This window comes from Thiobacillus sp., from assembly GCF_024708915.1.
Genome location: NZ_JANJXQ010000167.1, coordinates 1 through 11190 on the forward strand (window position 1 = coordinate 1; position 11190 = coordinate 11190).

General features: G+C 62.1%; 13 protein-coding genes and 1 tRNA gene. All 14 read right to left on the bottom strand.

Annotated elements, in window-relative coordinates; genetic code table 11:
• Window positions 1–830: NADH-quinone oxidoreductase subunit D (locus Q0L94_RS11590; RefSeq protein WP_296753421.1), on the bottom strand; the 830-nt coding region annotated here is incomplete at its 3' end.
• Window positions 830–1429 (bottom strand): NADH-quinone oxidoreductase subunit C, encoded by a 600-nt coding sequence (locus Q0L94_RS11595; RefSeq protein WP_296753423.1) that lies wholly within the window; start codon window positions 1427–1429, stop codon window positions 830–832. The genes Q0L94_RS11590 and Q0L94_RS11595, both read right to left, overlap by 1 nt.
• A 9-nt stretch (window positions 1430–1438) precedes the next feature.
• Window positions 1439–1915, bottom strand: a complete 477-nt coding sequence (locus Q0L94_RS11600) for an NADH-quinone oxidoreductase subunit B family protein (protein WP_296646998.1) — start codon at window positions 1913–1915, stop codon at window positions 1439–1441.
• A gap of 7 nt (window positions 1916–1922) precedes the next feature.
• Window positions 1923–2279, bottom strand: a complete 357-nt coding sequence (locus Q0L94_RS11605; protein ID WP_296753425.1) for an NADH-quinone oxidoreductase subunit A — start codon at window positions 2277–2279, stop codon at window positions 1923–1925.
• Between the two features lie 161 nt (window positions 2280–2440).
• A tRNA-Leu gene (locus Q0L94_RS11610) sits at window positions 2441–2525 on the bottom strand.
• Window positions 2526–2559: 34 nt separating this feature from the next.
• The gene (secG, locus tag Q0L94_RS11615) at window positions 2560–2907 is read right to left on the bottom strand and encodes a preprotein translocase subunit SecG (protein WP_296753427.1); all 348 of its coding nucleotides are present in this window, start codon (window positions 2905–2907) and stop codon (window positions 2560–2562) included.
• 12 nt (window positions 2908–2919) lie between these two features.
• A complete protein-coding gene (gene tpiA, locus Q0L94_RS11620) occupies window positions 2920–3666 on the bottom strand; it encodes a triose-phosphate isomerase (protein ID WP_296753429.1) in 747 nt (248 codons plus the stop codon).
• A gap of 85 nt (window positions 3667–3751) precedes the next feature.
• Window positions 3752–4534 carry a phosphate ABC transporter ATP-binding protein PstB gene (pstB, locus tag Q0L94_RS11625; protein WP_296753430.1) on the bottom strand — a complete coding sequence of 261 codons (783 nt, stop codon included), beginning with the start codon at window positions 4532–4534 and terminating at the stop codon, window positions 3752–3754.
• 18 nt (window positions 4535–4552) lie between these two features.
• Window positions 4553–5398, bottom strand: coding sequence for a phosphate ABC transporter permease PstA (pstA, locus tag Q0L94_RS11630; RefSeq protein WP_296753432.1), 846 nt, complete (start codon window positions 5396–5398; stop codon window positions 4553–4555).
• Between the two features lie 11 nt (window positions 5399–5409).
• The gene (gene pstC / locus Q0L94_RS11635) at window positions 5410–6387 is read right to left on the bottom strand and encodes a phosphate ABC transporter permease subunit PstC (protein WP_296753434.1); all 978 of its coding nucleotides are present in this window, start codon (window positions 6385–6387) and stop codon (window positions 5410–5412) included.
• 126 nt (window positions 6388–6513) lie between these two features.
• A complete protein-coding gene (gene pstS / locus Q0L94_RS11640; protein ID WP_296753436.1) occupies window positions 6514–7533 on the bottom strand; it encodes a phosphate ABC transporter substrate-binding protein PstS in 1020 nt (339 codons plus the stop codon).
• 94 nt (window positions 7534–7627) lie between these two features.
• Window positions 7628–8992: a phosphoglucosamine mutase gene (gene glmM, locus Q0L94_RS11645; protein ID WP_296753438.1), complete on the bottom strand. Its 1365-nt coding sequence runs from the start codon at window positions 8990–8992 to the stop codon at window positions 7628–7630.
• A complete protein-coding gene (folP, locus tag Q0L94_RS11650) occupies window positions 8982–9821 on the bottom strand; it encodes a dihydropteroate synthase (RefSeq protein WP_296753440.1) in 840 nt (279 codons plus the stop codon). The genes glmM and folP overlap by 11 nt, the downstream gene beginning before the upstream one ends.
• 54 nt (window positions 9822–9875) lie before the next feature.
• Window positions 9876–11190, bottom strand: a 1315-nt coding sequence (gene ftsH, locus Q0L94_RS11655) for an ATP-dependent zinc metalloprotease FtsH (protein ID WP_296753442.1), incomplete at its 5' end; no start/stop codon positions are given.

Consider the following 11190-nt stretch of genomic DNA (forward strand, 5'->3'; position numbering starts at 1 on the left):
TCGCCGTTGGTGCCGACCGGGATGTCGAAATCCATGCGGTCGTAGACTTCGTAGGGCTGTTTCTTGCGCAGATCCCATTCGACGCCGGAACCGCGCAGCATGGGGCCGGTAAAACCCAGCGCCAGCGCGCGTTCGGGCGACACCACTCCGATGCCAACGGTGCGCTGCTTCCAGATACGGTTGTCGGTCAGCAGGGTTTCGTATTCGTCGACATAGGTCGGGAAGCGCCGGGTGAAGTCTTCGATGAAGTCGAGCAGCGACCCCTGACGATTGGCGTTCATCGACTTCAGCGTCGCCTCGTTGCGGGTGTGCTGCGCCTGGTATTGCGGCATGCTGTCGGGCAGGTCGCGGTAGACCCCGCCGGGGCGGTAGTAGGCCGCATGCAGGCGCGCGCCGGAAACCGCCTCGTAGCAGTCCATCAGGTCTTCGCGTTCACGGAAGGCATACAGGAACACCGTCATCGCACCGACGTCGAGCGCATGCGCGCCCAGCCACAGCAGGTGGTTCAGCACGCGGGTGATCTCGTCGAACATCACCCGGATGTATTGCGCGCGCTCGGGAACGTCGATCTGCAGCAGCTTTTCGATCGCCATCACGTAGGCGTGCTCGTTGACCATCATCGACACGTAGTCGAGGCGGTCCATGTAGGGCACCGACTGCAGGAAGGTCTTGTGTTCGGCCAGCTTCTCGGTGGCGCGGTGCAGCAGGCCAATGTGCGGGTCGGCGCGCTGGATCACCTCGCCGTCCAGTTCCAGCACCAGGCGCAGCACGCCGTGCGCGGCCGGATGCTGCGGGCCGAAGTTCATGGTGTAGTTGCGGATTTCAGCCATCAGCGCCCCGCCCCGTAGCTTTCGTCGCGCACGATGCGCGGCACGATTTCGCGCGGCTCGATCGACACCGGCTGGTAAATCACCCGCTGCTGCGTCGGGTCGTAGCGCATCTCGACGTTACCGGACAAGGGAAAATCCTTGCGGAATGGATGGCCGATGAAGCCATAGTCGGTGAGGATGCGGCGCAAGTCGGGATGACCTTCGAACACGATACCGTACAAGTCGAAGGCTTCGCGCTCGAACCAGTCGGCGGCCGGCCAGATGTCGACCATCGACGCCACCACCGGCAGCTCGTCGTCGGGGCAGAACACGCGCACCCGCACGCGTCGGTTGTTGGCCACCGACAGCAGGTGCGCCACCGCGGCAAAGCGCGAACCGTCCCATGCGCCATTGCCGTAAGCCGAATAATCCATACCGCACAGATCGATCAACTGCTCGAAACGGCAGTCGGGATGATCGCGCAGTGCGCGCATGGCGGACGCATACGCCTGCGGCTTGACGATAAGCGTCAGCTCCCCCAGCCTCTCGGTGATCTGGACAAGCGCATCGCCAAGAACGTTTTGCAGGCAAACAGAATAGGATTCCAGCGTCGTGGCCATAAGCGAGGTTTAACGGGCGATGGTGTTGGTGCGGCGGATCTTGTTCTGCAGCTGGATGATGCCGAACAACAATGCCTCCGCCGTGGGCGGGCAGCCGGGAACATAGATGTCCACCGGCACGATGCGATCGCAGCCGCGCACCACCGAGTAGGAATAATGGTAATAACCCCCGCCGTTGGCGCACGAGCCCATGGAAATCACCCAGCGGGGTTCGGCCATCTGGTCATAGACCTTGCGCAACGCGGGCGCCATCTTGTTGCAAAGCGTCCCTGCCACGATCATCACGTCGGACTGCCGCGGGCTGGGGCGAAACACGATGCCGAAGCGATCGAGATCGTAGCGTGCGGCACCGGCGTGCATCATCTCCACCGCGCAGCACGCCAGCCCAAAGGTCATCGGCCACATCGAGCCGGTGCGCATGTAGTTGATCAGCTGGTCGGCCTTGGTGGTGACGAAGCCCTGCTCGAGGACGCCTTCGATACCCATAATCAGCTCATTCCCACTCTAAGGCGCCCTTCATCCATTCATAGATGAAGCCGACCACCAGGATGCCAAGGAACACCATCATGGCGACAAAACCCGCCACACCGATTTCCTCCAGCACGATGGCCCAGGGAAAAAGAAAGGCGATTTCCAGGTCGAACAGGATGAAGAGAATGGCAACCAGGTAGTAACGCACATCGAATTTCATGCGCGCGTCCTCGAACGCCTCGAAGCCGCATTCGTAGGGAGAAAGTTTTTCGCTGTCAGGACGGTTCGGTGCCAGCAGGCCGCCTGCAATGATGGGGCCGATGCCGAAAGCCAGCCCGACCAGAATGAACAACAGAATGGGGAGGTAATTCTCCAGCACCGTGGTCCTCCGACTATGCCCGAGTGCGAGCTGTTGAGTGATTATGACCGCAGTGTATTAGCGCCACGCGCCCACTGTCAAGCTGAAAAACTACTGATTTCCCCTGATTAATCAAAAGCTTACCGCATAGCAACTGCTGATGAATCAATCAGGAAATTTGATGGTGCCGACGGCGAGACTCGAACTCGCACGACCAAGGTCACTACCCCCTCAAGATAGCGTGTCTACCAATTCCACCACGTCGGCCAAAGGGCATGCGCCCGGATTTGCAACTGCTGATTTATTGCGGGATGGCACCCGCTTTCGAGCCGGCATTCTCGCCCGCCGGAGCCGCCGGAACGGGTTGCGTCGCGGGTACCGGCACCGCCGTCCGATCCAGCACGCTGGCCGGCTTGTGCTGCTGGAGCCCGAAATAGGCCAGGCCCAGGCTGGTCAAAAAGAACAGGGTCGCCACAACGGCCGTGCTGCGGCTCAGAAAATTGGCCGAACCGCTGGCGCCGAACAGGCTCCCGGCAGATCCGCCGCCGAATGCGGCGCCCATGTCCGCACCCTTGCCGTGCTGCAGCAACACCAGCGCAATGACGGCAAGCGCTACGACAACATGAACAACCCAGACCAGTGTTTCCATAAATTTTGATTCTTACTTGGCAGCCGCTTGGCAAATCGCGATGAACTCGTCGGCAACCAGAGAAGCACCGCCAATCAGGCCGCCGTCGATATCCGGCTGAGCCATCAATTCTGCCGCATTCGCGGCTTTTACGCTACCCCCATACTGGATTACCAGACCCTCTGCCACGCCGGCATCGAGAGCGGCAATCTTGCCGCGGATGAAGGCGTGCACGGCCTGGGCCTGCTCCGGCGTGGCGGTTTTTCCGGTGCCGATCGCCCACACGGGTTCGTAGGCAACCACCGCCCGCGCCAAAGACGTCACGCCGGCAGCCTGGATCACGGCATCGAGCTGGCGTGCGACGACTGCCTCGGTCACGCCCGACTCGCGCTCGGCCAGCGATTCGCCCACGCACAGGATGGGGGTCAGGCCGGCCGCCTGTGCGGCCATGTATTTGCCGGCGACCAGTTCGTCGGTTTCGCCATACAGGCTGCGCCGCTCGGAATGGCCGACGATCACATAGCGGCAGCCGAAATCGAGCAGCATGGCAGCAGACACTTCACCGGTAAACGCACCCTTGGCCTGCTCGGATACGTTTTGCGCGCCCCAGGCAATCGATGACCCGGCAAGTGCGGCCTGCGCTTGCGCCAGATACGGGAAAGGAACGCAAACGACTGCCTCGATGCCGGCCAGTGCCGGCTTGAGCGCAGACAGCAACGCGGCATTCTCGGCCAGGCTGCCGTGCATTTTCCAGTTACCGGCTACGAGCTTCTTGCGCATGGGAATCCGCCAAACAAAAGTGCGCGATGGTAAGCGCAACGCGCCCGCAGGTCAACCGGCGGGCGCGTTGCCATGGGAAGAGCAATCAGCCGAATCGACCGGTAATGTAGTCTTCGGTCTGCTTTTTGCCAGGCCGCATGAAGATGGTGCCGGTTTCGTTGAACTCGACGAGTTCGCCCAGGTACATGAAGGCGGTGTAGTCGGAAATCCGCGCGGCCTGCTGCATGTTGTGGGTGACGATGGCGATGGTGTAATCGTTTTTCAACTCGTTGATGAGCTCCTCGATTTTCGCGGTGGAAATCGGATCCAGTGCCGAGGTCGGCTCGTCCAGCAGCACGATTTCGGGCTTCACCGCGACCGCGCGCGCAATGCACAGGCGCTGCTGCTGGCCGCCCGAAAGCGACAGACCGCTTTTCTGCAGTTTGTCTTTCACTTCGCCCCACAGGGCCGCCTTGTTCAGCGCCCATTCGACGCGATCGTCCATTGCGCTTTTGGACATGCGCTCGTACAGCCGCACGCCGAACGCGATGTTTTCGTAGATCGTCATGGGAAAAGGCGTCGGCTTCTGGAACACCATGCCGATCTTGGCGCGCACCAGATTCACGTCCTGGCTCTTGTCGAGCAGATTCTTGCCGTGCACCAGAATCTGGCCTTCGGCGCGCTGCCCCGGGTACAAGTCGTACATGCGATTGAAGGTGCGCAACAAGGTCGATTTGCCGCAGCCGGACGGGCCGATGAAAGCCGTCACTTTCTTGCTGGCAATGTCCAGATTGATATTGCTGAGGCCTTTGAAATCGCCATAGAAGAAATCCAGGTTGCGTACCTGCATGGCAATATTTTCGCCGGTAGACATGGCTTGATCGGGCATCGGAAAGCTCCGGGGAAATTAACGTTTGTCTTTGTTGCGGAAAACGACGCGCACACCGATGTTGACCACCAGCACCAGCAAGGCAATCAACAGCGCCCCGCCCCAGGCGAGACTCACCCAATTGTCGTACGGGCTCAGCGCGAACTGATAAATCACCACCGGCAGGTTGCCCATGGGTTCCGCCATATTGGTGCTGAAGAACTGGTTGTTCAGCGCGGTGAACAGCAGCGGCGCGGTCTCGCCGGTGATACGCGCCATCGCCAGCAATACGCCGGTCACCACGCCCGACTTGACCGCAGGCAGCGTGACCCTGAGCGAGACCTGCCAGCGCGGCGCGCCCACCGCGAATGCCGCTTCGCGCAGGCTGGTCGGCACCAGCTTCAACATGTTTTCGGTGGTGCGCACGACCACCGGAATGGCGATCAGCGCCAGCGCCAACGACCCGGCCCAGCCGGAAAAACCGCCGGTGGTCGCCACAAAAAGCGCGTAGACGAACAGGCCGATGACGATGGAGGGCGCCGACAGCATGATGTCGGTCATGAAGCGGGTGAACGAGGCGAACCTCGAAATGCGTCCGAACTCGGCCAGATAGATGCCCGCCAGAATGCCGATCGGCGTCGAGATCAGCATGGAAAACAGCAGGATGAGGCCGCTGCCGACAATGGCATTGCGCAGGCCGCCGCCTTCTGAGCCTGGCGCCGGCGTGTCCTGGGTAAACAAATCCCAGCTCAGCGCGGCAAAGCCTTTGGAAAACAAGGTCCACAAAATCCACAGCAGCGCGATCAGCCCCAGGCTCATCGCCACCATGGACAGGGTGATGCCGATACGGTTGATCCAGATACGGCGGGTGTACAGGCTCATCATGACGGCTTTCCTTACAGACCTTCCGAGCCCATGCTGCGGCTGATGAGCCAGCGCGAAATCGCCAGCACGACAAAGGTGATGATGAACAGCACCAGACCCAGCGCGAACAGGGAGGCGATATGCAGACCGGGGTCCGCTTCGCCGAATTCGTTGGCCAGCGTGGAAGCAATCGAGGTGCCGGGCGCAAACAGGCTGCCGTTGATGCGGTTGGCGTTGCCGATCACGAAGGTGACGGCCATCGTCTCACCCAGCGCGCGCCCCAGCCCCAGCATGATGCCGCCGATGACGCCGACGCGCGTGTAGGGCAGCACAACGTTGCGCACCACTTCCCAGGTGGTGCAGCCGATGCCGTAAGCCGACTCCTTCAGTACATGCGGCACGGTTTCGAACACGTCGCGCATCACCGAAGCAATAAAGGGGATGACCATCAGCGCCAGCACGATGCTGGCAGTGAGAATGCCGACCCCGATGGGAGGACCGGAGAACCAGCCGCCGATGACCGGAACATCGCCCAGCAATTCCTGCAGCGGGGGCTGGATGTATTCGGCAAACAGGGGCGCGAACACGAACAATCCCCAGATGCCGTAGACGATGGAAGGAATGCCCGCCAGCAATTCGATCGCGGTGCCCAGCGGGCGGCGCAGCCAGACCGGGCAGGTTTCGGTCAGGAACAGGGCGATGCCGAAACTGATCGGCACGGCAATCAGCAGCGCCAGCACGGACGTCACCACCGTGCCGTAAATGGCCGCCAGCGCGCCGTACTGGTCGTCCGGCACGCTCCAGATGTTGGTCCAGAGGAAAGCCGGGCCGAACGTCTTGAGGGTGGGCCAGGCTTCGAGGGTAAGCGACACCAGAATACCCACCAGCGCCGCCAGAACGACAAAGGCGAAAAACTGGGTGGAATAATGGAAAAACTTGTCCTGTAACCGGAATCGGCTGACCTGCCGGGCATGCAGGTCGATTCCGGCGGGTGCGCTGGGCTCGCTCACGGTGGGGGTGCCTATCGGTTCGATTTTTATCTGCGAAAGCAGCCGCCTTGCGGCGGCTGCTTTCGCAGAGCGCCGGGAGCAGCGCGCCACTCCCGGCCAATCATCAAATCAGTCAATCCAGATGTCTTATTTGATGTTTTTCATTTCTGCTTCGACCATCTTCACGACATTGGGCGGCAACGCCACAAAACCGAGGTCGGCGGCCATTTTCTGGCCATTGTTCAAGGACCAGGCGAAGAAGTCGACTACACCTTTCTGCTTGGCGGCATCGCCGCCTTTTTCATACGCCAGCACATACGTAGCCGTGGTGATGGGCCAGGCATTCTTGTGCGACTGATCAAGCAGGTCAGGCGCCATGCCCTTCACCTTGAAGTCGGCACCGGCGGCCGCATCGGCAACCGATTGCTGGCTCGGCATAATGTAGTTGCCTGCCTTATTCTTCAGGGCAGCGAAGGTCATGTTGTTCTTCATTGCATCGGCGATATCCACGTAGCCGATCGCGCCCCTGATCTTCTGCACATTGGCGGCGACCCCCGGGTTACCCTTGCCGCCGACGGCGTTGGCAGGCCAGTTCACCGTGTTGCCGGCGCCGACGTCACGCATGAAGGCCATCGACTGCTTGGCCAGATAGTGGGTGAACGCGTAGGTGGTGCCCGAACCGTCGGAACGGTGCGAGACGGTGATGGCCAGATTCGGCAGCGAGACGCCCGGGTTCAGCTTGGCGATGGCAGGGGCGTTCCACTTGGTGATGGCACCACGGAAGATGTCGGCGGCGGTGACGCCGTCCAGTTTCAGCTTGCCGGACTCGAGGCCAGGAACGTTCACGACGATGGTGACGCCACCCATCACGGTCGGCACCTGAACCAGCTTGGCTGCGTCCAGGTCGGATTCCTTGAGCGGCGCATCGGTACCGCCGAAATCAACGGTCTTGGCCTTGATCTGTTTGACGCCGCCCGAGGAGCCGATACCCTGGTAATTGACCCGGTTGCCCGTCGCAGCCTTGTATGCCTCAGCCCACTTCGTGTAAACAGCGTAGGGGAAGGTTGCGCCTGCGCCGGTAATGTCGGCAGCCAGGGCACTCACACTGAAAGCCAGACTCATGGCCGCAGCCAGCGTCCCGTGAGCCAGTTTATTGAGTGTACGCATATGTGTAATATCTCCAGTGGTAGTTGACGTTGCCGCATGGGCGACTCAGCCATACTAACGGGCGAATATTACAGATATATTTCAAGGCGGGAAATCATCTGGCCGCTGCAGCGGTCCTCACAACAGCGGCGATGGTTTCGGCCGTATGTCTGACCAAGTCGGCATCCCGCCCTTCCACCATCACGCGGATCAGGGGCTCGGTACCGGACGCGCGCAGAACGACCCGGCCATTGCCCCCCAGGGCAGCCTCTGCCTCCGCGATCGACACACCGACCGCAGGAACGGCATCCAGTTTGAAACCTTTGGCTACCGGCACGTTGATCATCACCTGGGGGTAGGTTTCCAGGTCCGTGGTGAACGCATCCAGCGTCACGCCCGTCTCGCGCATCGCACGCAGCACCTGCAGTGCTGAAACGATACCGTCGCCCGTGGTGTGTTTATCCAGGCAAAGGATATGCCCCGAGGTCTCGCCACCCAGCGTCCAGCCGTTCGCCTGCAGGCGTTCCAGCACATAGCGGTCACCCACCTTGGCGCGCTCGAACGGAATCTGGATGCGGGCCAACGCATGTTCGGTGCCGAGATTGGTCATCAACGTGCCCACCACGCCGCCCTTCATGTAGCCGGTCTGGATACGATGGCGCGCGATGACATAAACCAGCTGGTCGCCATCGTATATCCGCCCTTTCGCGTCGGCCATCATCAGGCGGTCGCCATCGCCGTCGAGCGCAATGCCGAGATCGGCGCCTTGCGCACGCACCGCGTCCGCCAGCGCCGAAGTGTGCGTGGCACCGCACTTTTCGTTAATGTTGTAGCCGTTCGGCTCGTTGCCGATGGCGATCACTTCGGCGCCCAGTTCGTGCAGCACATGCGGCGCAATATGATAGGTCGCACCGTGCGCACAGTCGACCACGATACGCATCCCGCGCAGATCGAGGTGATTGGGAAAGGTGCTCTTGCAAAACTCGATATAACGCGCCGCGGCATCCTCGATCCGGCGAGCACGCCCCAACTGGCGCGCCTCGACCGTGTTGAGGGGAAAATCCAGCCGCGCCTCGATCGCTTTCTCCACGCTGTCCGGCAGTTTCTGCCCGCTGGCGGAAAAGAACTTGATGCCGTTGTCTTCGAACGGATTGTGCGATGCCGAGATCACCACCCCGGCCTGCAGACGCAGCGCGCGCGTCAGATAGGCCACCGCAGGCGTCGGCATCGGCCCGGTCATCAGCACATTCACGCCGGCAGCGGTCAAGCCGGCTTCCAGTGCGGCTTCCAGCATGTAGCCGGAAATGCGGGTGTCCTTGCCAATCAGCACGGTCGGGTGCTGATTCGGCGGCAGGCTGCCGCGGTCGGCCACCAGCACCTGTCCGGCAGCGTAGCCCAGATGCATGACAAACTCCGGCGTGATGGGCGGCTCGCCCACCTTGCCGCGCACGCCGTCGGTGCCGAAATATTTACGCCCCATCCTGTTGTTCCTCCACTGCATTCCATACCGCCAGCGCATCCCGCATGGCGGCCACATCGTGTACCCGGAGCAAGCGCGCACCACGTGCCACGGCAGCCAGATGCGCCGCCACTCCGGCGAATTCGCGCGCCTCGACGGCACGCCCGGTCAATGTACCCAGCATGGATTTGCGCGACATCCCAGCCAGCACGGGCACGCCCGTTTCCACCAGGCAGTGCAGGTGCTTGAGCAGGGCCACATTGTGTTCCAGCATTTTGCCAAATCCGAAGCCCGGATCGATCACCAGTCTCTCACGGCTCATGCCCGCTGCTTCGCAAACCCGTATCCTGTCCTGCAAAAACCGCTTCACGTCCTCGACCACATCGGCATAATGGGGCGCATGCTGCATGCTCTGCGGCTCACCCTGCATATGCATCAGGCACACCGCCGCATCGGATGTCCTCACCGCCTCCAGCGCGCCGGGCGCACGCAAGGCCATCACGTCGTTCACCATGGCCGCACCTGCGTCGAGCGCAGCGCGCATCACTTCGGGTTTCGTGGTATCGATCGACACCACACAGCCGCACCTGGCAAGCGCCTCGATCACTGGCCGCACCCGGCGGATTTCCTCATCGGCCGGCACAGCAGCCGCGCCCGGACGGGTGGACTCCCCGCCGACATCGAGGATATCGGCGCCATCTTCCCGCAGCTTGAGGGCATGCTCGATCGCGGCCTGGGCGTTGCCCAGCCGCCCTCCGTCCGAAAACGAATCAGGCGTGATATTGACGATACCCATGACAAGGGGGTGTGCCAGGGAGAGGCGGTGCGAACCGGCGTGGAGTACGGACATAAAAAAAGAGGGGCCAAAGCCCCCCTATTGTAGTGCGTGATGCCGAATCTACGTTCAGGCTTCCTGCGCTGGTTGCGTAGTCGGCGCCGGCGCACTCGGCTTGTCGCCGCCGCTTGCCGGCGGCGGCGTGACGGAGGGCTTGGGCGGGCGTGGCGGCCGGCCGGCCATGATGTCGGCAATCTGCTCGGCATCGATGGTTTCCCATTCCAGCAGTGCTGCGGTCATCGCCTCGACCTTGTCGCGGCTATCGGTCAGGATTTTCTTGGCCAGCGCGTACTGCTCGTCCAGAATGCGGCGGATCTCGGCGTCGACCTTCTGCATGGTCGCCTCGCTCATGTTCTTGTGCGTGGTCACCGAACGCCCCAGGAACACCTCGCCTTCGTTTTCGCCATACACCATCGGGCCCAGCGCTTCGGACATGCCGTAGCGGGTCACCATGTCGCGCGCGATGCTGGTGGCGCGCTCGAAGTCGTTGGAAGCGCCGGTCGAGATGCTGCCGACGAAGATCTCTTCTGCCACCCGGCCGCCGAACAGCATGCTGATCTGCGACAGCATCTCGTCCTTGTACAGGCTGAATCGGTCCACTTCCGGCAGCGACATGGTCACGCCCAGGGCGCGGCCACGAGGGATCACGGTCACCTTGTGCACCGGGTCGCAGCCCGGCAGGGTCATGCCGATCACCGCGTGGCCCGACTCGTGGTAGGCCGTTTTCTTTTTGTCCTCGGGCGTGATCACCATGGACTTGCGCTCGGCGCCCATCAGGATCTTGTCCTTGGCCTTCTCGAAATCGTCCATATCGACCAGGCGCTTGTTGCCGCGCGCGGCGAACAGGGCGGCCTCGTTGACCAAGTTGGCGAGGTCGGCCCCGGACATGCCGGGGGTGCCGCGCGCCAGAATGTCGGCCCGCACGTCGGGGGCGAGCGGTACCTTGCGCATGTGCACCAGCAGGATCTGTTCCCGGCCACGGATGTCGGGCAGGCCCACCACCACCTGACGGTCGAAACGGCCCGGACGCAGCAAGGCCGGGTCGAGCACGTCGGGGCGGTTGGTCGCGGCGATGACGATGACGCCGGTGGTCGCTTCGAAGCCATCCATTTCCACCAGCAACTGGTTCAAGGTCTGCTCGCGCTCGTCGTTGCCGCCGCCGAGGCCGGCGCCGCGCTGGCGACCGACCGCATCGATCTCGTCGATGAAGATGATGCAGGGCGAATTCTTCTTCGCCTGCTCGAACATGTCGCGCACGCGCGCAGCGCCCACGCCGACGAACATCTCGACGAAGTCCGACCCAGAGATGCTGAAGAACGGCACCTTGGCCTCACCCGCAATCGAGCGCGCCAGCAAGGTCTTGCCGGTTCCCGGCGGCCCCACC

Excerpts from the sequence above, each read along its gene's own strand:
- Q0L94_RS11595 (WP_296753423.1), bottom strand. The coding sequence starts at position 1,429 with ATGGCCACGACGCTGGAATCCTATTCTGTTTGCCTGCAAAACGTTCTT.
- Q0L94_RS11600 (WP_296646998.1), bottom strand. The coding sequence starts at position 1,915 with ATGGGTATCGAAGGCGTCCTCGAGCAGGGCTTCGTCACCACCAAGGCC.
- folP (WP_296753440.1), bottom strand. The coding sequence starts at position 9,821 with ATGTCCGTACTCCACGCCGGTTCGCACCGCCTCTCCCTGGCACACCCC.
- glmM (WP_296753438.1), bottom strand. The coding sequence starts at position 8,992 with ATGGGGCGTAAATATTTCGGCACCGACGGCGTGCGCGGCAAGGTGGGC.
- pstA (WP_296753432.1), bottom strand. The coding sequence starts at position 5,398 with ATGATGAGCCTGTACACCCGCCGTATCTGGATCAACCGTATCGGCATC.
- secG (WP_296753427.1), bottom strand. The coding sequence starts at position 2,907 with ATGGAAACACTGGTCTGGGTTGTTCATGTTGTCGTAGCGCTTGCCGTC.
- pstS (WP_296753436.1), bottom strand. The coding sequence starts at position 7,533 with ATGCGTACACTCAATAAACTGGCTCACGGGACGCTGGCTGCGGCCATG.
- tpiA (WP_296753429.1), bottom strand. The coding sequence starts at position 3,666 with ATGCGCAAGAAGCTCGTAGCCGGTAACTGGAAAATGCACGGCAGCCTG.
- pstB (WP_296753430.1), bottom strand. The coding sequence starts at position 4,534 with ATGCCCGATCAAGCCATGTCTACCGGCGAAAATATTGCCATGCAGGTA.